The organism is Sphingomonas citricola, assembly GCF_019429535.1.
In the GTDB taxonomy this organism is placed as follows: domain Bacteria; phylum Pseudomonadota; class Alphaproteobacteria; order Sphingomonadales; family Sphingomonadaceae; genus Sphingomonas; species Sphingomonas citricola.
This window is the reverse complement of sequence record NZ_JAHXZM010000003.1, coordinates 46,812-71,688: the sequence shown is the minus strand read 5'-3', so window position 1 is coordinate 71,688 and position 24,877 is coordinate 46,812. Positions and strand designations below refer to the sequence as shown.

At 66.2% G+C, this 24,877-nt stretch carries 26 protein-coding genes and 1 tRNA gene; 9 read left to right on the top strand and 18 right to left on the bottom strand.

Features of this window, described 5'->3' with window-relative positions; all coding sequences use genetic code 11:
* The first annotated feature begins 101 nt into the window (after positions 1-101).
* The 4 genes from KZ810_RS07895 (at position 102) to KZ810_RS07880 (ending at position 4,126) form a co-directional block, all read left to right on the top strand.
* Positions 102-719 carry a glycoside hydrolase family 19 protein gene (locus KZ810_RS07895; RefSeq protein WP_219768483.1) on the top strand — a complete coding sequence of 206 codons (618 nt, stop codon included), beginning with the start codon at positions 102-104 and terminating at the stop codon, positions 717-719.
* 284 nt (positions 720-1,003) lie between these two features.
* Positions 1,004-1,633, top strand: a complete 630-nt coding sequence (locus tag KZ810_RS07890; protein ID WP_219768481.1) for a hypothetical protein — start codon at positions 1,004-1,006, stop codon at positions 1,631-1,633.
* Positions 1,633-2,292 (top strand): hypothetical protein, encoded by a 660-nt coding sequence (locus KZ810_RS07885; RefSeq protein WP_219768480.1) that lies wholly within the window; start codon positions 1,633-1,635, stop codon positions 2,290-2,292. Before KZ810_RS07890 ends, KZ810_RS07885 begins: the two co-directional genes overlap by 1 nt.
* 10 nt (positions 2,293-2,302) lie before the next feature.
* Complete coding sequence (locus KZ810_RS07880) at positions 2,303-4,126, top strand: SGNH/GDSL hydrolase family protein (RefSeq protein WP_219768479.1); 1,824 nt, start codon at positions 2,303-2,305, stop codon at positions 4,124-4,126.
* A gap of 518 nt (positions 4,127-4,644) precedes the next feature.
* Here KZ810_RS07880 and KZ810_RS07875 read toward each other — a convergent pair.
* The 6 genes from KZ810_RS07875 to KZ810_RS07850 all read right to left on the bottom strand — a co-directional run bounded on the left by KZ810_RS07875 (position 4,645) and on the right by KZ810_RS07850 (position 7,167).
* Entirely contained in the window at positions 4,645-5,313 is a 669-nt protein-coding gene (locus KZ810_RS07875; RefSeq protein WP_219768478.1) for a DUF4145 domain-containing protein, read from the bottom strand.
* 3 nt (positions 5,314-5,316) lie between these two features.
* Positions 5,317-5,586, bottom strand: a complete 270-nt coding sequence (locus tag KZ810_RS07870) for a zinc ribbon domain-containing protein (RefSeq protein ID WP_219768477.1) — start codon at positions 5,584-5,586, stop codon at positions 5,317-5,319.
* A 95-nt stretch (positions 5,587-5,681) separates the two neighbouring features.
* Positions 5,682-6,050, bottom strand: a complete 369-nt coding sequence (locus tag KZ810_RS07865; protein WP_219768475.1) for a hypothetical protein — start codon at positions 6,048-6,050, stop codon at positions 5,682-5,684.
* 24 nt (positions 6,051-6,074) lie between these two features.
* Positions 6,075-6,650, bottom strand: a complete 576-nt coding sequence (locus tag KZ810_RS07860; RefSeq protein ID WP_219768474.1) for a hypothetical protein — start codon at positions 6,648-6,650, stop codon at positions 6,075-6,077.
* The gene (locus KZ810_RS07855) at positions 6,647-6,904 is read right to left on the bottom strand and encodes a hypothetical protein (protein WP_219768472.1); all 258 of its coding nucleotides are present in this window, start codon (positions 6,902-6,904) and stop codon (positions 6,647-6,649) included. The genes KZ810_RS07860 and KZ810_RS07855 overlap by 4 nt, the downstream gene beginning before the upstream one ends.
* Complete coding sequence (locus tag KZ810_RS07850; protein WP_219768471.1) at positions 6,904-7,167, bottom strand: hypothetical protein; 264 nt, start codon at positions 7,165-7,167, stop codon at positions 6,904-6,906. Before KZ810_RS07850 ends, KZ810_RS07855 begins: the two co-directional genes overlap by 1 nt.
* A gap of 73 nt (positions 7,168-7,240) precedes the next feature.
* Between KZ810_RS07850 and KZ810_RS07845 the strand changes: the two genes are divergently transcribed.
* Positions 7,241-7,759, top strand: a complete 519-nt coding sequence (locus tag KZ810_RS07845; RefSeq protein WP_219768470.1) for a hypothetical protein — start codon at positions 7,241-7,243, stop codon at positions 7,757-7,759.
* Between the two features lie 139 nt (positions 7,760-7,898).
* Here KZ810_RS07845 and KZ810_RS07840 read toward each other — a convergent pair whose 3' ends face one another.
* Complete coding sequence (locus KZ810_RS07840) at positions 7,899-8,540, bottom strand: SOS response-associated peptidase (RefSeq protein ID WP_219768469.1); 642 nt, start codon at positions 8,538-8,540, stop codon at positions 7,899-7,901.
* A complete protein-coding gene (locus tag KZ810_RS07835) occupies positions 8,540-8,839 on the bottom strand; it encodes a hypothetical protein (RefSeq protein ID WP_219768468.1) in 300 nt (99 codons plus the stop codon). The genes KZ810_RS07840 and KZ810_RS07835 overlap by 1 nt, the downstream gene beginning before the upstream one ends.
* A 226-nt stretch (positions 8,840-9,065) precedes the next feature.
* Between KZ810_RS07835 and KZ810_RS07830 the strand changes: the two genes are divergently transcribed.
* Positions 9,066-9,284: a hypothetical protein gene (locus tag KZ810_RS07830; protein ID WP_219768467.1), complete on the top strand. Its 219-nt coding sequence runs from the start codon at positions 9,066-9,068 to the stop codon at positions 9,282-9,284.
* A gap of 124 nt (positions 9,285-9,408) precedes the next feature.
* On the opposite strand, the gene KZ810_RS07825 is transcribed toward KZ810_RS07830, so the two are convergent.
* Positions 9,409-9,485 (bottom strand) — tRNA-Arg (locus KZ810_RS07825).
* A gap of 84 nt (positions 9,486-9,569) precedes the next feature.
* Between KZ810_RS07825 and KZ810_RS07820 the strand changes: the two genes are divergently transcribed.
* Positions 9,570-10,088, top strand: a complete 519-nt coding sequence (locus KZ810_RS07820) for a hypothetical protein (RefSeq protein ID WP_219768466.1) — start codon at positions 9,570-9,572, stop codon at positions 10,086-10,088.
* Here KZ810_RS07820 and KZ810_RS07815 read toward each other — a convergent pair.
* The 3 genes from KZ810_RS07815 to hemB all read right to left on the bottom strand — a co-directional run bounded on the left by KZ810_RS07815 (position 10,085) and on the right by hemB (position 13,905).
* Entirely contained in the window at positions 10,085-12,286 is a 2,202-nt protein-coding gene (locus KZ810_RS07815; protein ID WP_219768465.1) for a spermidine synthase, read from the bottom strand. The two genes, KZ810_RS07820 and KZ810_RS07815, sit on opposite strands and share 4 nt — an antisense overlap.
* Before the next feature lie 94 nt (positions 12,287-12,380).
* Positions 12,381-12,911, bottom strand: coding sequence for a GNAT family N-acetyltransferase (locus KZ810_RS07810; protein WP_308461514.1), 531 nt, complete (start codon positions 12,909-12,911; stop codon positions 12,381-12,383).
* Between the two features lies 1 nt (position 12,912).
* Positions 12,913-13,905, bottom strand: coding sequence for a porphobilinogen synthase (gene hemB / locus KZ810_RS07805; RefSeq protein ID WP_219768464.1), 993 nt, complete (start codon positions 13,903-13,905; stop codon positions 12,913-12,915).
* A gap of 95 nt (positions 13,906-14,000) precedes the next feature.
* On the opposite strand from hemB, the gene KZ810_RS07800 reads away from it, so the two are divergent.
* Positions 14,001-14,888, top strand: coding sequence for a diacylglycerol/lipid kinase family protein (locus KZ810_RS07800; RefSeq protein ID WP_219768463.1), 888 nt, complete (start codon positions 14,001-14,003; stop codon positions 14,886-14,888).
* Here KZ810_RS07800 and KZ810_RS07795 read toward each other — a convergent pair.
* A complete protein-coding gene (locus KZ810_RS07795) occupies positions 14,885-16,345 on the bottom strand; it encodes an MATE family efflux transporter (RefSeq protein WP_219768462.1) in 1,461 nt (486 codons plus the stop codon). The genes KZ810_RS07800 and KZ810_RS07795 overlap by 4 nt on opposite strands.
* Before the next feature lie 129 nt (positions 16,346-16,474).
* Here KZ810_RS07795 and KZ810_RS07790 point away from each other — a divergent pair, with 129 nt between their 5' ends.
* The gene (locus tag KZ810_RS07790) at positions 16,475-17,227 is read left to right on the top strand and encodes an SIMPL domain-containing protein (RefSeq protein ID WP_219768461.1); all 753 of its coding nucleotides are present in this window, start codon (positions 16,475-16,477) and stop codon (positions 17,225-17,227) included.
* Positions 17,228-17,274: 47 nt separating this feature from the next.
* Here the strand turns inward: KZ810_RS07790 and KZ810_RS07785 are convergent, their stop codons facing one another.
* Genes KZ810_RS07785 through KZ810_RS07765 form a run of 5 tightly spaced genes read right to left on the bottom strand, consistent with a single transcriptional unit; the run spans position 17,275 to position 24,809 of the window.
* Positions 17,275-19,899, bottom strand: coding sequence for a valine--tRNA ligase (locus KZ810_RS07785; protein WP_219768460.1), 2,625 nt, complete (start codon positions 19,897-19,899; stop codon positions 17,275-17,277).
* 54 nt (positions 19,900-19,953) lie between these two features.
* Positions 19,954-21,996: a S9 family peptidase gene (locus tag KZ810_RS07780; protein WP_219768459.1), complete on the bottom strand. Its 2,043-nt coding sequence runs from the start codon at positions 21,994-21,996 to the stop codon at positions 19,954-19,956.
* Positions 21,997-22,050: 54 nt separating this feature from the next.
* On the bottom strand, positions 22,051-22,587 hold the full coding sequence (locus KZ810_RS07775; RefSeq protein WP_219768458.1) for a DUF2497 domain-containing protein: 537 nt from the start codon (positions 22,585-22,587) through the stop codon (positions 22,051-22,053).
* 30 nt (positions 22,588-22,617) lie between these two features.
* Positions 22,618-24,129 carry a TolC family outer membrane protein gene (locus tag KZ810_RS07770; protein ID WP_219768457.1) on the bottom strand — a complete coding sequence of 504 codons (1,512 nt, stop codon included), beginning with the start codon at positions 24,127-24,129 and terminating at the stop codon, positions 22,618-22,620.
* 11 nt (positions 24,130-24,140) lie between these two features.
* A complete protein-coding gene (locus KZ810_RS07765; protein ID WP_219768456.1) occupies positions 24,141-24,809 on the bottom strand; it encodes a protein-L-isoaspartate O-methyltransferase family protein in 669 nt (222 codons plus the stop codon).
* Between the last annotated feature and the right edge of the window lie 68 nt (positions 24,810-24,877).

The following is a 24,877-nucleotide window of genomic DNA, read 5'->3' as shown; positions in this document are numbered from 1 at the left end:
AGGTACTCATGCTGAAGCCGCATGCTGTGACACCGCCGTCAGCAACACAAGAGAAACATGCAAATTGGAAGAAACCGTCATCTCGCTGGGAGAGATTACGCATGTTCGACGCCATTCCGATGCAGCGCCGCCTCGGCGTCACACCTGACAATCAGCCCGGCCCCGTGACGATGAACGCCCTGTTCCTGCGGTGCGGCGCAAAGGCCGACGTCGCGCAGGAGCTTGGCCTCGCCGCGGCCGTCCACTTCCGCACCTATGGTATCCTCGACGCGCCGCTGCGGCTGATTCACTTCTTAGGTCAGTGCGGCCATGAGAGCGGCAGTTTCCGCTACATGGAGGAGATCTGGGGTCCGACGCCCGCGCAGTCTGGCTACGAAGGCCGAGCGGATCTCGGCAACAGCCAGGCGGGCGACGGCAAGCGGTTCAAGGGTCGCGGACCGATCCAGACCACCGGCCGAGCCAATTACGAGCGCGACGGCGCAGCGCTGGGTATCGACATCGGCCGCCATCCCGAGATCGTCGCCATGCCATCGATCGGCCTGCTGACCAGCTGCCTCTACTGGTCGCGCACCGGGCTGAACGCGCTCGCGGATGCCGACGACGGCATCGCGATCGGCCGCTCGATCAACCGCGGCAACCCGCGCGCAACGAAGCCCGCCAATGGCGAGGCTGAGCGCATCGCCTTTACCGCCCGCGTCCGCGCGCTCGTGCTGCCCTGATCACCCCGAAGGAGACGACCATGAAGATCAATCTCGCCACCATCTTCCGCATTGCCAAGGCGCTCGCACCTGTCGCAATCGCGGTCGCGCCGGCCGTCAAGCAGGCGATCAAAGAGGCAAAGAAGCCGACGGCGTGAAGGCGCCGGTCGCGCGCCTTTCTGTCCGCGGGGGAACGCGCGACCGGCTACGCGAACGAACCGGGAGGCGGGTCCGCGCATCCCCATCATGATCATCATCTGCTCCGGCGCAAGTGCTGTTGAGCCGCCTGTAAGGAACCGTGCCGCATGAGCGCCCTTGCCTCTCGCTTCACGATCACCGGTGACGTGCGCTGCTTCGCTGGCGAGGCGCTGACGGTCGAGATCGCCTTCGACAATGACGGCGCCCTGATCGACCTGACCGGGCGCACGTTCGCTTGGACGGTGTACCGCGCGAACGACCGCGAGCCGCTGTTCTCGGCGGCGGGCGTCGCCGTGTCGGTCGGCGATGACCATTGCATCCGCTTCGCTATCGACGGCGACACGACCGACGAGCTGTTCGCGACCAACCGCATTGGCTTGCGGCATGAGATTGCCGAGATCAATGAAGCTGGTCGCGACATCTGGATCGAGGGCCAGTTCTCGATCGCGCGCTCGGCCGCGACCGTTGCGCCGGTGTCGGTAGACGCCTCCGCTGCCAGCGTCACGCGGTTCGCCTTCGAGTACGACACGCGGCGGCTGGTGATCAGCCCGCGCGGCGCACCAGGGATCACGCCGTGGCAGGCTGCCGGGCAGACCTATGCCGAGTGGACCGCCGCTCTCGCTGCCAGCGCGCAGACCAGCTTCGTGCAGGACACCCAGCCCGACCGCGACGGCCCCTACGCCTGGTGGGACACCTCAAACGGCAATCTCACTCTCTGGATCGAGGACGGACGCTGATGACGTTGCGCAATGCCTTCGCCGACTTGGCGACCGATGAGACCCTGCAGGACGTGCTCGCCAAGCTGCCAGCGGCGCCAGCGACCGCGGGTGGTCAGGCGACGGGCAACGCCTCGCTCGCGCAGATCGTCACGCTGCTGACCAGCGAAGGCGGCTATCTCGACGGGGTCGAGACGCTGCTCGCTGCGGTGCGCGACAAGCTGATCGCATCGCCGGCGACAGACGCGAAGGTCGAAGCGGTTCGCGCGCTGCTCGCCGGCACGCTCGCGATCTCGGCGGCTGCCCTGCCCCTGCCAGCGGGTGCCGCATCGGCTGCGCGGCAGGATCTCCAGCTCGGCTTGCTCGCGGGCACCTCGGGGCTTGGTCAGTCGGGAAAGACGCCGGCGGCCAGCCAGCGCACCACCGCCGGTGTCGGCGACGCTTTCACGCCAATCGCTGGTCGCACCATGAACCTCGTCTGCTCGGGCGGCTCAGGCGTGGTCGCGCAGCTCGAGCGCAGCTTCGACAATGGCGCGACCTGGTACGTGAAGATCAGCGACGCGCTGCGGGCGGCCACGCCCGAGACCTTCACCGACACCGAGACGGAGGTTGGCGTCCAGTACCGCTGGAACGTGACCGCGATCGCGTCCGGCACCGTCACCCTTCGCATCTCTCAGTGAGGACACGCGTATGACCGATACGATCGCGCGCGCGCTGGCTGCTCGCGCCAAGGGGTTCACCGACAAGCTGTTCGGAGGGGTGGTGACGTCCGCGGCGGAACGGACAGCACTGCAGCAGGCGCTGACGGCGGCGGCTGTCACAGCACCTGATCCGGTGGCGCGAAAGGCTCTGCCTATTCCGTGCTCGATCGGCACGAACTTTCCGTTTCAGTCGTCGGCATCGGCGGGCATCACAGCCGGTCAGCAAGCGGGTTTCCGTGTTCCGATCTACATCCCACAGGGCTGTACCAACCCACGCCTGCTATTCGTGGGCGGTGCAGTTGCAGGCGCTTCCGAAGCGACCCTCTCAACCGGCTTTCCGCTGAAGGTTAGCGTGGAGGTTGGCCAAGGATGGAACCCTTCCAAGACCTACGCGCCTGGCGAGGTCGTGATGGACTATACAACGAACGGTGGCGGCGGCTCCTACGGTAGCAACCCTTATTTCGAGTGCGTCACGGCGAATAAAAACTCGCGGCCAACACCTACAAACATGGATTGGAAGGCCGGAACTCGTCCAGCGACTTACCCGGTGACCTTCAACGGAGTGCAGGATTGCTCGTTCGGCACCCAGACACTCCCCGATGGCAGCGTGGTGGCGCGCGGCACGCTGCTTACCGATCCCATCCCCCTTACCGTGCCTGTTGGGGGTATGATGGTGGTGTGGGCGTGGCTTCCCTGCTCCGGTTCGCAAGTATTCCCAGTCAGCGGCCAGAGCATGGCCATGTCGCTCGGCGTCGTGACGGAGAACGGCACGACCGTCACCGATCGGACGGCAGCTGGTGGAAACTCCGCGCCGCGCAGCGCCAACGCCTCCCAGTTCGCGCCTGTGGCCGTGCTGGGGCAGCCACTCGCGCCAACGCCAACGGCAATCCTCATCGGCGACAGCTTAGGACAAGGCAAGATCGGCACGTCCAGCTTGTCTTCTGTGACTCTGCAATCCGGCGGCTCGGGCTACAAGGTTGCCGACATCCTCACGCTTGGCCGTAACGGCGCGACCCCGGGAGCGGTAGCCGCAGGATCTGACGCAAAGGTCATCGTGGACGCAGTGTCGTCGGGTGCTATCACCGCTCTGCGCGTTGTCGATCCAGGAGGCTACACAAGCACCGCGACGCAAACCGGCCAGGCGCTTCCCTCCGGCACGATCAGCCTCTCGGGCGGCTCGGGAACAGGGGCGACGGTGACGGCTTCGTTCGGCACTAACCCGTATGACATGGGCGATAGCAATGGCGCGCAAGGCTACCTTGCGCGCGCCATGTCGCAGCGGGGCATCCCATATGTGATGTCCGCAGCAGCCGGTGATCGGCTTAACCTGTGGACTGGTGGGCGCTCGCTTACCCGTATGGCCGTACTCGCAATGTGCAATGCCACGACCGCAGTTGTGGCGTTGAGCCGCAATGACCTGTCGGCCGGCGATAGCGCAGCCACGATACAAGCCAACCTGGCGACTCTCGCGGCTCGCCTGCGTGGTATGGGCGTCAAGCGCCTCATCGCATGCACTGCGATGCCGGAGACGACGAGTACGACCGCGGCGGGCACGTCCAGCGTTGCCGACCAATCCGTCACCGCCAATGATCCAGCCCGTCAGACACTCAATGCATGGATGCGCGCAGGTGCAGGTGGCATCTTCGATGCGGTTGCCGATGTCGCCGCAGTAGTCGAGCAGGGCGGCGCGTCGGCACCTACCGGCAAGTGGATTACGATCAATGGCGAGCCTGCCGCTGCCGATGGCAAGCACCCCGGCATAGCGGCAATCGCACTCATGCAGGCCGTTGTGGCCGCGGCAACCTTTGCATGACCCCCACGTCTCAGGTGTAGGAGAGCAGAGACCTAGGATTACGTATCATCCCGGTAGTGCGTGAGCCGTCGCTGCCTGGGCTTCACATAGTTACGCCACCACCAATCGTCGACTTTGCGCCGGCGGGATCGGCGAGCAACCCGATCAGCCTCAGAGCGCCGCTTCCTGTCTCGTTGAGTGATCAGCAGCGCGGCCACCACCGCACCCATGAGACACGCCACAATCCAGCTTACGTGCACCATAGTCGCTCCTGCGAGTCTGCTGCACTGCACATAATAGATCGTGGGCCGGACGGGTTGCGCTCATCTGTACCTTTTCCCGGATCGGTACAGGAGTGATCCTTGCCGCTCGATCGCGGTGGCCCCTGCCGTGAAGCAGGCGAACAGTGAAGGAAATGTCCCCGCCGGAGCGGGGGAACCCAGCCTCCAACATATTCGAGGTTGAGTGAGATCGGTCCATCCTCGGCGAAGCGAGGGATTTGTCGCCGCTCTGGCTTTATTAGACTGAGTGGGCATCCGCTACGCCACCTCGGTCGGCAGCCCTCGACGTCGCGCAACCTCCGCAGGAAGGGTGAAAATATAGCGAAGCGCCGCGTCAACGAAGCCTCGAGCGGCGATCAACTCATCTCGCGTTACCCCTTCGACCTCATGCGCCCCGTCATTCCCAATTAGCCGGACTTGGTCCAACCAATCCCCGATCGTAGCTGGTAGGTGGTGATCTCGAACAAGGGTCTTTATTCGAGCCGCTAGCGAACCTGTAAGCTGCGGGTAAGCGGATTTGACGCCGAGCTCCAATGATCTGCGATACATCATTGCTGCAGCTTCTTCACAGTCTGGCGTGCTTCTGTTCACCTCTGCTTGACTAAAAGCTTTTTCTACCTCTGAAGGTAAATCAGCAGGTATCTGCGGTTTCAATCGCTCAGGCCACTGAGCAATACGAGTGGTATCCTCGCCTTCTAACTCCCATCCACTCTGCAAACGATTGCGCAGATTAGACGTGAAATGCTCGCTAGACCCGGCACTTTTTGAAAATACTCGGATTACGATCGGCAAACTACATTTTTTGCACGCCGCACTGATGCTGGCAGTGCTTACACCGCCGAAGTCGGCAGCAGCGAAAACCCCGAAAACTGAAAAGGTCATATTCTGAGCCCCGCAGTGGGGGCAATCGGCGGTGATGATCGACATAAGCTATGCCATCGCTTGTTCGTGTTGGCAGAACCGGCACACGCGAGCTTCGTTGCGAATCATCTCCGCGCACGCCGGGCACTTCTTCATTCCCTGGTCTTCAGCCTGACGATCAAGCGAGCGTTGATCGGCCTTCATGATCAATGAATGCGGCATTGCGACAATCCAGATCGCGGCACCGTAAAGCCACCACAGCATGAAGCTGCGCCCTTTGCTTTTCGCAACAGCTGCCGGGATCAGCCCGAGCAACACCGCGAATACCAGAATACCCATGCACCCTCCTGGCCGCGGGTGACAATTCTGCACGTTCCGCGAGAAAGTTAGGCTACTTAGCCGACGTTCCCTGTCCAGCGCGGTGATTTACAGTTTCAGACCGGCCGTCCCTCCAGCGACGCGAACGCCGCGTTCGCCAGCTGCGCATACTTTGCCTGCCACTGATCCGCCCGCTCCCACGGCAGATCGCCCTCTTCCCAGCGGCTATCCCACAGCGCCTGCGCGACCATGAGCACAAGCGTCTCGCGATCGTTGCTGGTGCACAGCAGGCAGCGCCCGTGCCGATCGGCGTCAATGCTGTCGGCAACCACCCCCGCGAACCCACGGTAAATCGCACGATAGCCTGAGCACTCATCCCAGCGGTAATCGTGCGTGCCGTCGCAGCGGCTCTCGAACATAGCGGCCGCGAGCTGCTCCACCAGCGCGGCGCGATCATCCGTGCGACACAGCGCGCAGCGGGTCATGCCGCGGTGATCGTGCTTTGACATTTAGGAGGCCGGCGGAATAATGGACAATTCTTCCGGCAGCGGGAGGCGTCCAGTTTGTAGAAACGTCAGCTGCTTAAGACGTTCCTGCAGGTCCGCTCTCTTCTCGCTCAGAAACTTGCGATACTCGGCTTCGCTGACATGTTCGCTGATACCCCGAAGATCGGAAAGGTCCTTCAGCGTCCGGACTGTCCGGGCGAGCGTGAGAACTAAATCTCCTTCTGCCGGTGCCGAGATCTGCATTCCCTCAGCGCCATCACGAATCGGCTCAATCACGTGGGTTATGCCATACTGCCTGTTTGCCCAGACAAAGCCGTTCGTGAATTCGACCTTGTCATTCTCCTCGTCGATCAGGCGAATCGCCTCTGAGGCAAGCCACGTGCAGGTATGGAGAAATCTCGCTCGCACCCGCTTTGCCTCCTGATCAGCCCTGAGTCGATCAGCATTCGCTCGTCTCTGCTCCAGAATGAACGCTCCTAGCGCGGCGAACAACGCTAAGACTGCGACGAGATCAGAGATCCAAGTTGCCCAGCCCAGACCCTCAGGAGTGAAGGCCCAACTTACTTCTTGCGGTTTCATGCTCCGGACCTTGCCCATGAATCTCTCGCGGAGATAGCCGGCCGCCACGGCATGCGCGTGCCCAGCGACACCTCGTCGACGTCGAGCACCATCGCCATGCGCAGGCGGTCGTCTTCGTCGAGCTTCCGCGGTGATCCTCGCTCGAGCCACTGCTGCACGAAGGCGTCATTCCGTCCGATCAGCCGCGACAGAGCCGCGAAGCTCAGCCCGCGCGCGGCTGCCCGCTCACGCACCACGGCACGCGCGTCCGGCATCAGTATGCCCGCCAGTCGATCTCAGCCTCGTCGACGGCCTCGAACAGGTCGCCCTCTGCCTGCATAGCGGCGAGGTGTCGGCGCACGTCCTCGGGGCTGCCATCGCGCGGGAAACGCCGATCGGCCTTCGCGCCGGCGACCAACTGCCCGACAAGGCCCTCGCGATCGACCTGGACGCGCAGCCAGGCGCCGAATGTCTCGCCGTGGTGATTGAAGGCGCGCCCGTTCGCAGCGCCGTGAGCGGTGGATTGCGACTCGATCATCCGCTCATGATGCCGTTCCCAATCCTACAATTCCAGACTTTTGTTCTGCATCTGTTCCATGTCAAAGCGGGGCATGGTCGGCCACCCGAAGACACTGCATGACCTGCGTCGCGTAGAAGCCGCGGTGCAGGTGACGTGCCGCAAATGCGGGCATGTCGCGGTGCTCGATCGCGAGGAGATGATCGCCAGCCGGAAGCATGGCCGACGCTCGATGGAGTGGGCCGCGGTCCAGCACGATCAGATCTGCCGGAAGCCCAGCTGCGTCAGCAGCGACGTCGTCGTGCTGCCCCTGCCCTTCGGACAGACAATGCCCGAGGTGCGCCAGCGTCGCGCGATGATGCTGGCTGTCAATCTATCGCTCCAAGTCTTGGAGCAGGCCTGTCGCAAGCCGCCGGAGAGCAGCCGGGAGTCGGTACGGCTGGCGCTGCGCGTGCTGCACCCGCACGTGCGCGACGAGGCGCTGATGCTCGAATTCTGGGAGCATGCGATTACGAAGCGCGACGACATCGGATCGCACCCTTATCTCGTAATCAGGTGGATGGTGCGGAAGCTGGTCGAGCGGGGGTATGCGGTGTGGGCGGAGTTGCGATAGCGCCGGGCAAAAAGAAGGGCCGCCGAAGCGACCCAAAGGTTTACTTAGGAGAGGATGCCTGAAAGGCCTGACTAATTTGCTGCGCTCGCGAACGGATGGCGAATGCAAATGTTGAGGTCGTAGATTGCAGCGTCTGCAATCAGACCGTCCCTTGCTTCTGCCGCGTCGGAAACACCGGGCCCCGCACCGTCATCTGCTCAGCCGGATACGGACGCTGTAGCGATACCACGTCGTCGTAGCTGCCGCTCAGCCAGCGATCGTGATCGTCAGGCGCGAGGATCGTGATCATGGCCTTCGGGTGGATCGGCGCGACTAGCTCATTCGGATCGCACGTCACCATTGTGAAGCCCGCGCCCTCGGCCGTGCGCTGCCAGAACCCCGCGACCGCGAACAGGGGCTGGTCGGTGACCTGGAACCACATCTCGCCCTTGATCGCGGGCTTTCCGTCGCCGAGGTCGTGCTTGTCAGGCGTCCACTCGCAGAATTCAGACAGCGGCACGAGGCACCGGTTCTCCGGCTTCTCGGCCAAGCGACGCCACTGCGGCAGGTGCAGCTGGCGGACGTTCGTCATCGGCCACTTCGCGCCCCCGCCGAGCACGTCCCATTCCATGACGTCGAGCCCGCGCTTCCCGCTCTGCTCGCGGATCACGTATGCCCGGCTCTTCGGCCGCAGCTCGCACGGGTCGAAGCGGTTGTCGCGTGGCTTCTCGGCAAGCCAGTTCGCGCCGAAGTGCGTCAGGATCGTCTCGGGCTCGTAGGACAACCGCGCGCGGTTACACATCAGCCGAAGACTCGGCGCGTGAGATAGATTGCGGTGATTGCGACGACGGCGATCACGACCGCGAAGGCGGCCCACGCCCCGCCAGGTGCGGTCATGATGCGACCGGCCAGTATGTCGGAGCCGGCTGCAAAATCCTCATCACCGACTGACCCAAAGGAGAGATTGCGCCGCATCATTTCAACCGCGATTGCCGCGCCGTCGGCGTGCCCAAGTTCCCAATTGCTGCTGACCCAGAACGTTCGGACCTGTTCGTCGGTCCATGTGGCAAGCGCTTCCGGTGAGAGGGGCGAGTCGGTCATGGGGGCAGCGTAGGCCCAGAACCGCGGCGCGCAATTAACCAGACAGCCGCTATTTCGGTTTTCACTTTTCAGCCCCGCCCAGGGGCGAAATGCGGCCCGTTTTCACACCTCGGCTCGCAGAAACGGCCGAAACGCTGGGTGTCGCCTTAATTGACACTTAACCATCCGGGCCCCCTCCGAAATGGCGGGAATCGGGGGTTGGCGCGTGTTTTGCGTAATGCGCGGCATGTGGAGCCGCATTGCACGCCTGTTCGTCATCAAGACCAAGTTCGAGGCGTTCCTCGTCATCTATGGCCTGGGCGTCGGGGCGGTCGAGCGCGGGATGCACTACCGCGCGCAATATCCCGGCGCGCAGGGCTGGCTGCTGTTCGGCGCGTGCACGGTCGCGGTCTTCATGGCCGGGGGAAAGATCATCGAGGCGGTTGAGCACGGCGCGAGCGATTAGCCCGCGCCTGCGCGAAATTCTGCGTCAACGGCCGCAAATTATAGATACGAAAAAGCCGGGTCATCACTGACCCGGCTTCGTCCATCTTCGCGATGGTTTTCCAGCCAATTCTTCCGAAGAAGAATGGCGCGCCCGGAACGATTCGAACGTCCGACCCTCAGATTCGTAGTCTGATGCTCTATCCAGCTGAGCTACGGGCGCCCTGTGGAGGCGCGCTGATACGAGGGCTTTTTCGATCGCGCAAGTGCGTTGCGCACTTTTCTCGAAGAATTTATCGCAACGCCCATGGCGCACCCCATCACCCGCCCGACGCTGCTGCTCTGCACGGCCCTTGTCACGCTCGCGGGCTGCGCGGTGCCCGAGGGGCCTTACCCCTCGCTCGCGCCGCGCCCGGCGGAAAAGCTCGGCTTCGACGAGCCGGCGGTGGCGCCGCCTGCCCCGGTCGCGCCCGATCCCGCGCTCGACGCGCGTCTGGCCACCAACGCGCGCGATCGCGCCGCTGCCGCGCAGGCGTTCGATCAGGCGGCAACGCGCGCGGAACGGTTGGCTGCGGCGGCGCGGGGGGCAAAGGCGGGGAGCGATCGCTGGCTCGACGCGCAGACCGCGCTCGCCGAGCTCGACGCGCTGCGCGCGCGGCATCAGGACGCACTCGGCGTTCTCGAGGATCTCGCCGCGACGCGCGCGCAATCGCTCGAGCCCGCCTATCCCGAGCTCGAACGGGCGCTGGAGACGGCACGCGCCACCAGCACCGCGCAGACCCGCCGCATCGATGCGATCGCCGCGAGCCTCGCCCCCGCCGCTTAGAAGCGCAAGAGCGGCAGGATCGTCCCGTAGTCGTCGCTCCACGCAACGAAGCCCGCGCGCGGCCGGACAGGCCGCCACTGTTCGTCGTGCTGGCGAAGCGTCTGAAACACCGCGTCGTCCCGCGTCATCGCGACCCAGGCCGATAGGCTCGCATTCTCGTCGAACGGATCGGGGGTGTAGTTGAGGATCGCAGCATGCCACCCCTGCGCGCGTGCCGCCGCGGCGACGACGGGAACGAGGTTCAGATAGCGGTTCGAGATGTGCACCGCGAGCACGCCGCGCCGGTCGAGCACCCGACCGTAGGTCGCGAACGCCTCGAGCGTCAGGAGGTGCATCGGCACCGCGTCCGAGGAAAACGCGTCGAGCGCCAGCACGTCGAGCGTATCACCGCCCTCCCGCTCCAGGCTCAACCGCGCGTCACCCAGAACGATCTGCGCGTCGGGGGCGCAGCGACGCAGAAACGTGAACGCGCCGTCGCGCGCGATCCGCACCATCGCGGGATCGATCTCGTAGAAACGCCAGCGTTGGCCGGGTTGGTGGTAGCAGGCGAGCGTGCCGGTGCCCAAACCGACGACCCCGACGCGCGCCCGCTGGCCATATAGCGCGGGCGCGAGCGCCATGACCCGCCCGACGCCCGACCCCGGCACGTAATAGGTCGTCGGCGTCCGCTCGCGCGCGACGCTGCCCGCCTCCTGAACGCCGTGCACGGTGCTGCCGTGGACGAGCATCCGCCGCCTCGGTGCGTCGCTGAGCGTATAGATACCGAAATAGCTTCGCACGCGCGCGCCGGGGTCGAGCGAGAGCGACAGCGATCGCAGTCCGCCGAACAGCATCAGACCGCTGGCGAGCACCAGCACGAACGGCAGTCGCGCACCAACCGCGGCGATCCCGAACAGCGCAACGACCGCGAACATCAACGTGAAGTGCGGATTGGCGCCCGACACCGCCTGCGGGCCGCTGCTGACGATGAACAGGCTGGCGAAGACCGCCACGTAGAGCGCGAGCGCGATCATCCGCGATTTCGGCATCAGCCACAGCCGCGCGAACTGCTGTGCGAGGAAGCTCTGCGGCATCAGCACGCCGGTCGCGAGGATCAGGATCGGATATTCCCAGGTCCAGTCGAAGACGACCGGCGCGATCAGCGCAGTGAAGACCCCACCCAGCGCGCCGCCGGTCGACATCGCGAGGTAGAAGCTCGTCAACTGCGCCGGTGCCGGGCGCAAGCGATAGAGACGCGTGTGGAGCGCGACCGAGGCGACGAACAGCACCATCAACGCGATCCCGACCGCGAGTAGCGCAGCGTCGGAGAAACCGCCCATCAGGATGCCGCCGAACACGACGAGCGTGACCGGGGCGTAACGCGTGATCGCGTCGGCGAGCGCGCGGTTGGCGGCGAAGGCGACCGAGAAACTCAGCAGGTAAAGCGCGAGCGGAAGCACCCACAGCAACGGCATTGCGAGCAGGTCAGTGCTGATGAATGTGCTCGTCGCGAGCATCAGCCCCGAGGGCACGAGACCGAGGATCACCCAGGTCAGCCAGCGCTTCGCCCCCACCGTCGCGGGGGTGGCGACCTGTTTTTCCGGTGCCGCATCGGCGCGCGCGCGCGGCAGCATGCGCGTGCAGACGAACACCAGCGCGACGAGCAGGACGTACCCCGCGCTCCACAGCCAGCGCTGCGCGCTCACCGGCATCAGCGGCTCGACGATCAGCGGAAACGCGAGCAGCCCGACGAAGCTGCCGATGTTCGATGCGGCGTAGAGCGCGTACGGATTCTCGTCCGGGCGCGCGAGCGCGGACCAGCGCTGGACAAGCGGGGCCTGCGCCGACACCGCGAAGAACAGCGGGCCGATCGAGATTGCGAACAGATACGGCACCCAGACGGCCGGCTCGGCTCCCACGGGCATGACGCGATCCGCGAGGCCGATCGGCAGGAACACCGCGGCCGTGGCGAGCACGGCGAGGTGCAGCAGTCCCTGTCGACGCGGGGTCAGCCGGCCGATCGCGTGCGCGTAGGCGTAGCCGCCGAGCAGCAGCGCCTGATAGACGAGCATCGCCGAATTCCACACCGCCGGCGCGCCGCCCAACCGCGGCAGCGCGATCCGCGCGATCATCGGCTGGACGAGGAACAGCAGGAACGATCCGGTCAGGATCGTGGCGATGAACACCCAGCGCGTGGCGCGCGTGCGAACAGCAATCATGCGTGACTTTCGGGTGGGAAACGACGGGGACGAGGCGCTGCCCTACGGCCCCGATGGTTAACCGCGCGGCAACGACGCGGCGTATCTTCGCGGATCAGGGCCGCGTCACCGCATAGGTCACGATGTCGCCGAGCGGGTCACCCGGGGCAAAGCGCGGGTGCGCGAAATCCAGCGCGGGCTTATGCGCCATGCCGAGCCGCTCCATCACCCCGCGGCTCTTTTCATTACGGCGCGCGGTGATCGCGACGATCCGCGGCGCTGTGGTCGTCGCCCAGCCCCAGTCGAGCGATGCGCGCATCGCCTCCAACGCGTAACCCTGTCGCCAATGCGCGCGCGCGATCATCCAACCCGCCTCGATCTCGTCCGCGATCGGCGTCGCAGGGGCGCCGGGCTTCAACCCACAGAAACCGATCACCGCCTCGTCGCTCTGGCGTACCACCGCGCAAAAGCCGAGCGCGGGGCGATAGCTCGCGTGTCGCGCCAGCGCTTCCTCGCTGTCGGCGGCGGTCTTCACGGGGCCCAGATCAGCCATCACCAGCGGGTCGGCCCAGATCGCGTGAAGCGCGGCGTGATCGGCTGCGACCGGCGGGCGCAGGATCAATCGCTCGGTCGCGATCACCGCCACGTCAGCGCGACAGCAGCCGCGCCGCGTGGAGCGCGTGATAGGTGAGCACGCCCGAGCACCCCGCGCGCTTGAACGCGAGCAGCGTTTCCAGCACCATCGCGTCGCGATCAGCCGCCCCTGCCGCCACCGCGGCCTCGATCATCGCATATTCGCCCGACACCTGATATGCGAAGACGGGCACCGCGAACGCGTCCTTCACCTCGCGCACGATGTCGAGATAGGGCAGCCCCGGCTTGACCATCACGCTGTCGGCACCTTCGGCGAGATCGAGTGCGACCTCGCGCAGTGCTTCCTCGCGGTTGGCGGGGTCCATCTGGTAGGTCGTCTTGTCGCCCTTCAGCAATCCACGGCTGCCGACCGCGTCGCGGAATGGTCCGTAGAAGGCGGAGGCGTATTTGGCGGCATAGGCCATGATCTGGACGTTGACGTGTCCGTCGCGCTCCAGCGCCTCGCGTATCAGCCCGACGCGCCCATCCATCATGTCGGAGGGGGCGATGATGTCCGCACCCGCCGCCGCCTGGTTGAGCGACTGCCCGATCAGCACCTCGATCGTGCGGTCGTTGAGCACGTATCCGGCATCGTCGACGATCCCGTCGTGACCGTGCGCGGTATAGGGATCGAGCGCGACGTCGGTCAGAATGCCGATGTCGGGCACCGCCTGCTTGATCGCGCGGATTGCGCGGCACATCAGATTGTCGGGGTTGAGGGCCTCGGCGCCGTCATCGCTGCGGCGCTCCTTCTGCGTGTTGGGGAAAAGCGCGAGACAGGTGATGCCGAGATCACGCGCCTCCCGCGCGCGGGCGACGACCTGATCGACCGACCAGCGCGAGACGCCGGGCAGCGTCGTGATCGGCTCCTCGACGCCCTCGCCCTCGGTCACGAACAGCGGCCAGATCAGGTCGGCCGCAGTCAGGACGTTCTCCGCGTGAAGACGGCGGCTCCAGGCGGAAGCGCGCGTGCGGCGCAGGCGTAACGCGGGATAGGGTGCGTGCATGCGCGGTAATGTCGGCCACGCGGCAGCGCAGCGCAAGTATTTGACCTCGCTCGGACGCTACGGTAGCGCAAGCCGCATTGGAGCGTTCTAGGCGTATGACACACCCACGCATCGCGACGGCCGCCCTGATCGTGAACGCGAAATCGCGACGCGGGCAGAAATTGTTCGCGCAAGCGTGCGAGCAGATGCGCGGCCTGCCCTTCCCGGTCGACGCGCACGCGGTCGAGGACCCGTCCGACCTCGAGCGGACGGTCGAGAAGGCGCTGGCGAAGAAGCCCGATCTCGTCATCCTTGGCGGCGGTGACGGGACGATCAGCGGCCTGGTCGACATGCTCGTGGGGAAGAACGTGATCCTGGGCGTCCTGCCGCTCGGCACCGCGAACAGCTTCGCGCGCTCGCTCGGCCTCCCGCTCGACATCGCGGGCGCGGTGCGCGTGCTGTCCGAAGGCACGCCGCGCCGGATCGACCTGGGCATGATCGACGGCGATTATTACGCCAATTGCGCCGCGATGGGGATCAGCCCGCAAATTGCGGAAAGCGTCCCGCACCTGCTCAAGAAGGTCGCGGGTCGGGTCGGCTATCTCAGCTGGGCAGTGCTACGGTTCTTCCGCTTTCACTCGTTCACGCTCGTGGTTGGTGACGGTCCTGACGCGGCGCGGATCAAGGCGGTCGAGGTGCGGATCTCGAACGGGCCCTTCCACGGCGGCACCGATGTGGTCGAGGGCGCCGAAATCGATTCGGGCGAGATCGTCGTCCAGGCGGTCAAAGGACCATTCAAGCGCAACCTCGTCAAAAACTGGGCAGCCTCGTTCGTCGGACATGACGCGCGGCGCGAGCATACCACGTCGTTTCGGGGTACGAGCATCCGCATCGACACCGTGCCGACGGGAATGCCGATCTCGATCGACGGCGAGGTGCTAGCGCATACGCCGGTCACGGCGCGGATCGCCGCCGGGGTGATCGAAGTGATGGTGCCGCGCTAGCTTGTAGGGCGCATGCTGCCGCCGGCTTCGACGTCAGCGTGGCTGCGCTCATCGCAATGGTGCTCGGGTGCCAGCAGTGCTCCCTTTCGCCAGCCCCCGTGGCGGTAGTAAAGCGCGGCGAGCAGCACCGTCGTGGCCGATCCCAGCGGGAAGCTCCACCACAAGGCGTCCGCGCCCATCGTTGGCCGCAGCGCCAGCGCGACCCCGAGCCGGACCGGGAACATCGCGATGAACAGGATCGCGAGTGGCCCCCACACCGCTCCGTTCGCGCGCACGACACCGAATAGCACCATGGTCGCGCCGAACAGCACGAAGCCCCAGGTCGAGACGAGGTTCACGTGCTCCGCTATGCTGAGCACGGCCGACTGATCGGGCACGAACAATGAGAGCAGCGGCCGATCGAACAGCAGCGCGACCACGATGATCGCGCCGGTGATCGCAAGATTGTAGATGATGCCGCTACGCGTGATAGCACCAACTCGGTCCCAGCGTCCGGCGCCGATGTTCTGCGCCGCCATCGCGCTGACCGCCGCGCCGATCGCCATCGCGGGCATTTGAATATAGGTCCACAGTTGCTGGGTGATGCCGTAGGCCGCCGTGGTATCGACACCGTTGCGGTTAACCAGCCCAACCATGGCCAGGCCCGCGCTGGAAATCACGAGCATCTGCGCGCCGATCGGCAGCCCCTTGCCGACGATCGTGCCTACGAGGTCGCGCTCGGGCAAGATGTAGCGAAGCTGTGCCCCGACCAGCCGCAGCGGCATCTCGCGCGCATAGATATAGATCACCAGCACTCCGCAGGCGACGACATTGGCGATCAGCGTCGCCGTCGCGGAGCCCGCGATGCCGAGCTCGGGTGCTGGGCCTAGTCCAAGAATGAAGACCGGGTTCAGCCCGGCATCAAGCACCACCGACAGCCCCATGAACCACAGCGGCGTCAGCGAATCGCCGATTCCGCGCAGACCCATGAACATCAGCACCAGCAACATCGAAGCGGGCAGTCCGAGAAAGATGACGCGCAGATAGGCAAGCGCCTCGCCGTAAGCATCGCCCGGCGTCGCCAGCAGCGTCAGGATCTGCGGCGCGAAGATCCAGCCGAGTGCGCCTGTCACAATCGATCCTGCAAGCACCAGCCCGATCGCGGAGCCGAACGCGCGCTTCGCCGCATCGTGGTCGCGCCGACCCCATGCCTGACCAACGATGATCGTCGCCGCCATGCCGAAGCCGAACACCATGCCGAACATCAGGAACATGATGATGTTGGCATTGCTTGTCGCGGCGAGCGCGTTTTCGCCGAGGAAGCGGCCGACCCAGATCGTGTTGATCGACCCATTAAGCGATTGCAGAACGTTCGATCCGAGCGTCGGCAGCGCGAAGGCGAGCAGCGTCTTGCCGATGGGTCCGCGCGTCAGGTCGCGCTGGGGTCCGTGCGTCGCGGGCGGGGAGGCTTCGTCCATGTCGCTGCCCTACCCCCGTCGCGCCGATCCGTTCCGCCGACGCTGCGCGCGAACGCTTACAAGCTGCGGGCGCGACGCTTGGAACCGTCACACGGCTTGGGCTAGCATGCGTGCCGAAGGGGAGATGAGATGCCATTCACCGCGTCATGGCTGGCGATGATGTTACTGGTGCAGGGAGGCACGGGCGACGCCGCGCCGACCCCGCAGATCAGCGTGACGGGGAACGGCAGCGCGTTCACGCCGCCAGACCTCGCGGTGGTGAGTTGGACGATCCACGGCGAGGGCCCGACTTCGGACGCAGCGCTGACGCAGCTCAACGCGACGCGTTCGGCGGTCGACGGCGGCATCCGTTCGCTGACCAGTGCGGCCGCGAAAGGCGGCAACGTATCGATCCGCGCGGTCCGCCGCAGCGAATGCACCGCGAACAGCTACGGCCCGCCGCAGCTCGACGCAGGGCTGTGCGCGATCATCGGCTATGTCGCCGATCTGTCGCTGGAACTGCGCACCAGCGACGTTGCGAAGGTCGGCACGATCACCGGGCTGATCGGCCGGCTGGGCGCACGCGATCCGCGTGTGTCGTCGTACCTCATCGCCGATCCGCGCGGCGCGCAGCGGCGCGCGATGGCCGCCGCACTGGCGGACGCGCGCACCCGCGCCGAAGCGATCGCGCAGGGTACGAAGGTGAAACTCGGCGATCTGCTCTACGCCTCGGACACCGGGCGGGACGACACCCCCGACGAGATCATGGTCACGGGAGCGATGATCGCCGCACCCGCGCCGCCACCACCACCGCCACCGCCGCCCCCGATCGACGTGACCGTCGCGCCGCACCCGATCGAGACGCAGGCGATCGCGCGCGTGACCTACCGCATCATTCCCTGACGCGGTCGCCGGCCCGGCGGCGCGTTCGCGCCGTCCCGCCGCCCCGGTCAGCCAAGCCGTGCGAGCGCGGCGGCGAAGCGATCGGCGTCGGCGGATTTCTCCGCGTGGTCGGCCTTGGCCTTTTCCACCGCCTCGGGCTTCGCGCGCTCGACGAAACTCGGATTGCCGAGCCGCCCGGCGAGCGCATCGCGCTCCTTTTGCGCGGCGGCAAGCGACTTAGTCAGGCGTTGACGCTCGGCCCCAAGGTCGATCACGCCTTCGAGCGCGAGTGCGAAGGTGTCGGCACCCCACAGGATCGGCGCGCGCGCGCCTTCGGCCTCGCCCGCGGTCACGGTGACGCGCGCGAGCCGCTCGACGTACGGCACGATCTCGGCCGGGATCGCGCTCGCGCCGGTGTGAAGCGCGATCCGCGCGCCCGGCGGCACGTTCAGCTCGGCGCGGGCGGCCCGCACCGCCTCGATCAGCTCGATCAGACCCGACACCTGCGCGCCTGCGGCGGGATCGAGCGCGCGCGCGTCCGCCATCGGCCAATGCGCGACAATCAGATCGTGCTCGCGGGGTGCCAGCGCGTGCCACAGTTCCTCGGTGATGAACGGCATGAACGGGTGGAGCAGCACAAGGATCTGATCGAGCACCCAGCCCGCGACCGCTCTGGTCTCATCGTCGATCGCGCCCTTGATGAGCTCAAGGTACCAGTCGCAAAAGCGGCTCCACGTGAACTGATAGATCGCGTTCGCCGCCGCGTCGAAGCGATAGTCGGCAAGTGCGAGATCGACCGCCTGCACGGTCGCGATTGCCTCCGCGATGATCCACTTGTTGACCGCGTTGGTTGCAACCGGCGGGTCGAGCGTGGCCGAGCCGCCGATGCCGTTTGCTTGTGCGAAGCGACTGGCGTTCCACAGCTTGGTCGCGAAGTTACGATACCCCTCGACGCGTTTCTCATCCATCTTGATGTCGCGGCCTTGGCTCTCCATCGCCGCCATAAAGAAGCGCAACGCGTCGGCGCCGTATCTGTCGATCAGCCCCAAGGGATCGACCGTATTGCCCTTCGACTTCGACATCTTCGCGCCGTCGGCCGCGCGGACGAGGCCGTGGAGGTAGAGCGTGCGGAACGGCACGTCGCCCATGAAGTGCATCCCCTGCATCATCATGCGCGCATCCCAGAAAAACAGGATGTCGAAGCCCGAGATCAGCACGTCGTTGGGATAACGGCCGGCGAGCGTGCGATCCTCGCTCTCGGGCCAGCCGAGCGTCGCGAACGGCCACAGTGCGGACGAGAACCACGTGTCGAGCACGTCCTCGTCCTGACGCAATTCGACGCCCTCGCCCGCCTGTGCCTGCGCTTCCTCCTGCGTTTCGGCGACGTAGACGTGACCGTCCTCTGCGAACCACGCGGGGATGCGGTGGCCCCACCACAATTGGCGCGAGACGCACCACGGCTGGATGTTCTCCATCCAGTTGAAGAAGGTCTTCTCCCACGTCTTCGGCACAATCTTGATCTTGCCCGATCGCACCGCCTCGATCGCCGGCTGCGCCAGCGTCTTCGCGTCGACGTACCATTGGTCGGTCAGCCACGGCTCGATCACCTGACCCGAGCGATCACCATAGGGGGTCTGGATCACGCGATCCTCGACGCGCTCCAGATACTCCTGGGCCTGCAACGCCTCGACGATCTCGCGGCGCGCCTCGAACCGGTCCATCCCGAGCAGGTAATCGGGGACGAGGCCGTCGGCGGTCTGCGTGATCCGGGCCTGCGCATCGAGCATGTTGAGCATGTCGCGCGCCTCGATGCCTGCGCGGCGCCCGACCTCGAAGTCGTTGAAGTCGTGACCGGGCGTAATCTTCACCGCGCCCGAGCCCAGTGCAGGGTCGGCGTGTTCGTCGGCGATGATCGGGATCGTGCGGCCGGTGATCGGCAGGCGGACGTACTTGCCGATCTTGTCGCGGTAACGCTCATCGTCGGGGTGAACCGCGACCGCCATGTCGGCGAGCATCGTCTCGGGCCGCGTCGTCGCGACCGAGATGAACCCCATCCCGTCCTCGAGCGGGTAGCGCAGGTGCCAGAACTTGCTCTGCGTCTCGCGCGTTTCGACCTCGAGGTCGCTGATCGCGGTGCCGAGACCCGGGTCCCAGTTCACCAGCCGCTTGTCGCGGTACAGCAGCCCCTCGCGGTGGAGCTCGACGAAGACCTTGAGCACGGCCTTCGAGAAGCCCTCGTCCATCGTGAAGCGCTCGTTGGCCCAATCCATCGAGCAGCCCAGCCGGCGCAGCTGCCGCGTGATCTCGCCGCCGCTCTCCGCCTTCCAGTTCCAGACGCGCTCGACGAACTGTTCCCGCGACAGGTTGGTGCGCTTCTCACCTGCGGCGTTCATCTGCCGCTCGACCACCATCTGCGTCGCAATGCCCGCATGGTCGGTGCCGACCACCCAGAGCGCGTCCTTGCCCTTCAGCCGTGCGTGGCGGGCGAGGATGTCCTGCAGCGTGTTGTCGAGCGCGTGGCCGATGTGGAGCGAGCCGGTCACGTTGGGCGGCGGGTTGACGATCGTCCACGGCTCGGCATTCGGCCGGTCGGGGCGGAACAGCCCCTTTTCTTCCCAATGGTTGTACCAGCGGGTCTCGATCGCGGCGGGGTCGAAGGTTTTCGCCAACGTGTTCTGGGGAAGTTCGCTCATGCGCCTGCCCTTAGCCAACCGACCCCGCCGAAGTCACGTTTCAGTTGCGCAGGCTCAGCGTTGATCGCCGCGCCTGGTCCAGCGGTCCATCCAGCCGAGCACCTCGCCGTACCATTGCCGCGAGTTCTTGGGCTTCAGCACCCAGTGATTCTCGTTCGGGAACACCAGCAGCCGCGACGGGATGCCGCGGCGCTGGAGTGCGGTGAAGGCGGCAATGCCCTGCGTGTAGGGGATGCGGAAGTCCTTCTCGCCGGTGATGACGAGCTGCGGGGTCTTCCACTTGGCGACGTAGTTGACGGGGTTCCAGCGCTCGAACGCCTGCGGGTCCTCGTAATAGGCTTTCTGCCCATGCTCCCACTCGTCGAACCAGAGCTCTTCGGTTTCGTACGCCATCGCGCGCGCGTCGAAGACGCCGTCGTGCTGAACGATGCACTTGAACCGATCGGGCCAGCGCCCCTCGATCCAGTTCATCATGTACCCGCCATACGATGCGCCGAGCGCGCAGGCGTTGTCCGCGTCGAGCCACGGATATTTCACGGTCGCCGCTGCCAGTCCCTTTTGCAGATCCTCGAGCGGCCAGCCGCCCCAGTTGTTGCTGATCGCGTCGGTGAACGCCTGGCCGTAGCCGGTCGAACCGTGGAAATCGACCGCGACCAGTCCATACCCCGCGCCCGCGAACACCGCCGGGTTCCAGCGATACGACCAGCTGTTGTTGCTCGACCCTTGCGGGCCGCCGTGGACCATGAAAGCGATCGGCACCTTACCCGTGCTACCGTACGGCTTGACCGCGTAGCCCCAGACGGTGTCGTTGTTCGCGCCCTTGAAGCTGAAGCGGTCGACGCTCGGCATGTCGATGCCGGCGAGGCGCGCGGCGTTGACCTGCGTCAGTCGCTGCGGCTCACCGCCGGCGACGCGGTAGAAATCGTCGGGCGCGGTCAGACTGTTCATCGACACGACCACCCCGCGCGGCCCGACCGCGACGCCCGAGACATTGCCGGTCTGCGTCAGCCGCGTCACCTGCCCGCTGGCGGCGTCGACACGCCACAGCGGGTTCTCCTGCGTGTCCTCGGCGGTGACGTAGAGGCTGCGCGAATCAGGTGCCCAGGCGATCGAGCCGATCGAGCGATCCCAGCGCTCGGTCAGCGATACCGTCTGTCCGCTCGCCAGATCGCGGATCGTCAGCACGTAACGGTCGGCCTCGAACCCCGGGCGGCGCATCGCGAGATAGGCGAGCTTGCGCCCGTCGGGCGAGACGCTCGGCTGCGTGTCGGTCGCCTTGTTCGCCGCGGTCAGGTTGGTCGGCGCGGCGGAGCCGTCGGCGGGCGCGGAGAAGATGTCGAGGTTGGTCGACAGAGGCTCGATCCGCCCTGCCTCGCGCAGCGCGAAATAGACGGTGCGCCCGTCTGCGCTCCAGCTCACTTCCTCGGCGCCGCCGAACGGCTTCGATGGCGCGTCACCGACCAGCGCACCCTCGATCGCAACGCCGTTGCCGGGGGCGCCGGCGCTCGTCAGTGGCAGGACGAACAGTTGCGAGCGCGTGCCGTCGGCCCAGGTGTCCCAGTGGCGCACGAACAGTTGATCGTAGGTGCGACCCGATCCGGCGAGCGCGTCCTTCTTCTCCGCCGCGGGCTCGAGGCTGGGCGCGCCGGGCCTGCGATCGGCCCAGACGACGAGGCGATCGCCGGTCGGCGCGATCTTGTAGCCGTTGAAGCCACCCTTGAAGTTGGTCAGCCGGCGCGGCGTGCCGCCCGTCACCGGTACCGACCAGATCGCGTCGTCGGCGGTGAAATAGACGGTCGAGCCGACGATCTGCGGGTCGTTCTCATCGAGCTTCGCGTCGGCGGCAAGCTTTTCCGGCACCGCACCTGCACGCGTCAGGTCCAGCCGCCAGAGATCGTAATGGCCCCGATCGGCGGCGACGTCCGCCTCGCGCTGCGCCCAGACGAGCCAGCGCCCGTCCTTCGACATCGTCGGTGCGCCGACGCGCGACAAGCTTGTCAGGTCGTTGATCGTTAGCTGGCGTGCCGCAGCTGGCGCGGCGCCGAGTGACAGGGCGGCGGTGGTGGCGAACAGAGTCGCTACGATGATCCTCTTCATGCGCGCGATTAAGCAGATCGTCGCGCGCGAAACAATCGCGTGCGCGGCCGCGCTTTACTGCTGTCCCGCGGTGATCTTCGCGATCTCGCGCGCGACCAGTTGCTCGACGATCGCGGGGAGGTTGCGATCGAGCCACGACGACACCATCGGGCGCAGCATTTCGCGGACGAGCCCCTCGAGCGTCCCGTCGCTTTCGGGCTCGGGCTTCACCAGCAGACGCGAAAGCGAGTCGAGCGCACCGCGCGTCGCCTCCACCGTCGCGGCGGATACGTGGGCGCCGGGGGCATCATGGTCTTTCCCGGGCGTGTGCGATACCGGTGCCTGCGTGCGCTGGGCGGGCGCCGCGGCGACGCGGGGTTCGTGGACGGGCTGAGACGGCGGCACGAGTGGCGGTGTCGGCGGCGAGATCGGGTCGCTCAACTCGAGCACCTCGTCCTCATCCTCGTCGTCGCGGCTCATCGGCAGCGGCGTGGCGCGTCCCTGACCGTTGCGGCGATGCCGCGGCGTGCCGGTGTCGCCCTCTTCCGCGATGATGCGCTTGATGGAGGAAAGGATGTCCTCCATCGACGGCTCCGCGCTCATGTCGCCCATCGTTACCCCGTTGCCCCACCTTCGGCCCCGTCAGGGGCGCCGCGTCTCCGCACCTGTCGTTAATGGCGCGCTTCTGTCAACATTGCTCTGCAACATCGGATCGAGCGGACGCGTGACGACCGCGTTCTGCGCCGGCACGGTCTTGGTCGACGATGCCTGTGTGGAGGTCGGGATGCTGGTGTCGAAGTCCGACAGGCTACCGCGGTAGCGCGCGTAATTGACCGTTGGATCGTAGAGCGGACCGCCCTCAAGCCCGAGATCGCGCGCCTCCGCCTCGCCCATCGCGGCGAGCAGCGCGAAGCCCGCCACGTAGGCGTCACGCCGCGCGGTCACGAGCGTCACCTGACTGTTGAGTAGTTCCTGCTCGGCGTTCAAGATGTCGAGGATCGTGCGCGTGCCGACACTGTTTTCCGCGCGCACGCCCTCCAGGCTCAGCTTGTTGGCGGCGACGGCGGCCTCGGCCGAAGCGATCACCTCCTGCGATGAGCGCCACACCGCATAGGCCGATCGCGTCTGCGCGATCACCTGCCGCTCGGCGAGCGTCGCCTGCTCGATCGCCTGCGAACGGAGCTCCTGTGCCTGGCGGATCAGCGCCGCGGGGCGCCCAGCCTGAAACAACGGCAGATTGAGCGACAGGCCCGCCGCGGTAGAGGTACCCGACTGGGTCCCCTGATATCCCTGCCCCGCGCCGAGCGTACCGAGGAAGTTCGAGTAATTCTGGCCCACGGTCACGCCGACCTGCGGCAGTCGGCTCGCGCGCGCGACCTTGATGTCGTAATCGGTCGCGTCGCGCGTCCGCCGCGCCGCGAGCAATTGCGGATTGTCCTGCAACGCCACCTCGACCGCGGCATCCGGGGTTGTCGGAAGATGCGGCAGCAGCGGCGGCGGTGCGAGCGTGCCGGGCGCGTCGCCGACCAGACTGACGTAGCTTTCACGGCTGGTGATTAGGTTCGCCTGCGCCGACTGCAGCTGCGCGCGCGCGAGGCTGAGCCGCGCTTCCGACTGCGCGACGTCGGTGCGCGTCAGGTCGCCGACCTCGAACCGGTCGCGGCTGGCGCGCAGGTTGGTTTCCAGCACGCGGACGTTCTGCGCATTGAGTCCGACGATCGCCTCGTCGCGCAGGACATTGTTGTACGCACCGACTACCGCGGTGAAGAGCTGCGCCTCGGTCTGGCGCAGCGACGACTGCCCCGCCTCGACGCGGATCTCGGCCGCGCGCACCGAGTTTCGCACCGCACCACCCTGGTACAGTGGCACCGTCACGCCGATCGTGCCGTTGAGCGACCGTTCGGGCGAGGTGAAGCTGTTGCCGCCGCGGATGAAATTCTCGTTCAGCCCGCCGGAGGTCGCAACGGTCGGCCGCCCTGCCGCGCGTGCGAGCGGCACGTTCTGATCCGCGGCGCGCTGCCCCGCGCGCTGCCCGGTCAGCGTCGGGTTGGTCTGGTAAGCCTTCCACAGCGCTTCCTGCAACGTCTCCGCCGACGCGGACGCGACGCAGGTGCCGGCGAGGATCGATCCCAGCAGGAGAAAGGAAGCGCGCAAGAAGGAAATCCTCAGAAGGTGAAGGAACGGGGTTTGGCAAAACCTGGCAGCGGGACGCTGTCGTAGTCGGCGAAAGGCAGCAAACCGATCACGTCGGCGTCGCGCGCGCCCGCGGCGAGGCGCGACACGCCGCGATCGTTGAGCCCGGTCACCACGCGGCCCCGCTCGACGAGCTGGGTGTAGAGCGTCGACGGCGCCTGCTCGACCGCACCGTCGATCACCAGCACGTCGTAGGGTGCGCCTTCGGCATGACCCTTTTCCAACGCGCCCTCGACGACGGTCACGTTGGAGAAGGCGGCGAGATTGGCGCGCGCAGCCGCGGCGAGCGCGGGTGTGCTCTCCACCGCGACGACCTCGGCGACGATCTGCGACAGGACCGCGGCAGTGTAGCCCATCGCCGCACCGATCAGCAGCACGCGATCGCTCGGGCGCAGCCGCGCCTCGACGAGCAGTCGCGCGGTTGCCAGCGGGGTGTTCGCGCGGCGCCCTTCACCCAAATTGATCGTCGAATCGCGATAGGCGAGATCTTCCATGCCCGCGGGCACGAAACGCTCACGCGGGGTTTCGGCCATCACGGCGATCACGCGCGGATCGGTGACGCCGCTGGGGCGCAGCTGGCTGGCCACCATCGCCATGCGCATGGTCTCGAACTGGTCGGAATGGAGCGTCGTCGCGGTCATTGCGGTTCCTGTGCCATAGCTGTCATAGTAAGACAACACACTTCTTCTGCCACGCTATGTATCGGACG

Coding starts and splice junctions, on each gene's coding strand:
- KZ810_RS07855 (WP_219768472.1), bottom strand. CDS start 6,904: ATGCCGGACGCGCGTGCCGTGGTGCGTGAGCGGGCAGCCGCGCGCGGG.
- KZ810_RS07850 (WP_219768471.1), bottom strand. CDS start 7,167: ATGATCGAGTCGCAATCCACCGCTCACGGCGCTGCGAACGGGCGCGCC.
- KZ810_RS07790 (WP_219768461.1), top strand. CDS start 16,475: ATGCCATTCACCGCGTCATGGCTGGCGATGATGTTACTGGTGCAGGGA.
- KZ810_RS07895 (WP_219768483.1), top strand. CDS start 102: ATGTTCGACGCCATTCCGATGCAGCGCCGCCTCGGCGTCACACCTGAC.
- KZ810_RS07785 (WP_219768460.1), bottom strand. CDS start 19,899: ATGAGCGAACTTCCCCAGAACACGTTGGCGAAAACCTTCGACCCCGCC.
- KZ810_RS07775 (WP_219768458.1), bottom strand. CDS start 22,587: ATGGGCGACATGAGCGCGGAGCCGTCGATGGAGGACATCCTTTCCTCC.
- KZ810_RS07840 (WP_219768469.1), bottom strand. CDS start 8,540: ATGTGTAACCGCGCGCGGTTGTCCTACGAGCCCGAGACGATCCTGACG.
- KZ810_RS07795 (WP_219768462.1), bottom strand. CDS start 16,345: ATGGACGAAGCCTCCCCGCCCGCGACGCACGGACCCCAGCGCGACCTG.
- KZ810_RS07815 (WP_219768465.1), bottom strand. CDS start 12,286: ATGATTGCTGTTCGCACGCGCGCCACGCGCTGGGTGTTCATCGCCACG.
- KZ810_RS07865 (WP_219768475.1), bottom strand. CDS start 6,050: ATGACCCGCTGCGCGCTGTGTCGCACGGATGATCGCGCCGCGCTGGTG.
- KZ810_RS07765 (WP_219768456.1), bottom strand. CDS start 24,809: ATGACCGCGACGACGCTCCATTCCGACCAGTTCGAGACCATGCGCATG.
- KZ810_RS07835 (WP_219768468.1), bottom strand. CDS start 8,839: ATGACCGACTCGCCCCTCTCACCGGAAGCGCTTGCCACATGGACCGAC.
- KZ810_RS07870 (WP_219768477.1), bottom strand. CDS start 5,586: ATGGGTATTCTGGTATTCGCGGTGTTGCTCGGGCTGATCCCGGCAGCT.
- KZ810_RS07780 (WP_219768459.1), bottom strand. CDS start 21,996: ATGAAGAGGATCATCGTAGCGACTCTGTTCGCCACCACCGCCGCCCTG.
- KZ810_RS07875 (WP_219768478.1), bottom strand. CDS start 5,313: ATGTCGATCATCACCGCCGATTGCCCCCACTGCGGGGCTCAGAATATG.
- KZ810_RS07885 (WP_219768480.1), top strand. CDS start 1,633: ATGACGTTGCGCAATGCCTTCGCCGACTTGGCGACCGATGAGACCCTG.
- hemB (WP_219768464.1), bottom strand. CDS start 13,905: ATGCACGCACCCTATCCCGCGTTACGCCTGCGCCGCACGCGCGCTTCC.
- KZ810_RS07860 (WP_219768474.1), bottom strand. CDS start 6,650: ATGAAACCGCAAGAAGTAAGTTGGGCCTTCACTCCTGAGGGTCTGGGC.
- KZ810_RS07800 (WP_219768463.1), top strand. CDS start 14,001: ATGACACACCCACGCATCGCGACGGCCGCCCTGATCGTGAACGCGAAA.
- KZ810_RS07880 (WP_219768479.1), top strand. CDS start 2,303: ATGACCGATACGATCGCGCGCGCGCTGGCTGCTCGCGCCAAGGGGTTC.
- KZ810_RS07890 (WP_219768481.1), top strand. CDS start 1,004: ATGAGCGCCCTTGCCTCTCGCTTCACGATCACCGGTGACGTGCGCTGC.
- KZ810_RS07820 (WP_219768466.1), top strand. CDS start 9,570: ATGGCGCACCCCATCACCCGCCCGACGCTGCTGCTCTGCACGGCCCTT.
- KZ810_RS07830 (WP_219768467.1), top strand. CDS start 9,066: ATGTGGAGCCGCATTGCACGCCTGTTCGTCATCAAGACCAAGTTCGAG.
- KZ810_RS07845 (WP_219768470.1), top strand. CDS start 7,241: ATGGTCGGCCACCCGAAGACACTGCATGACCTGCGTCGCGTAGAAGCC.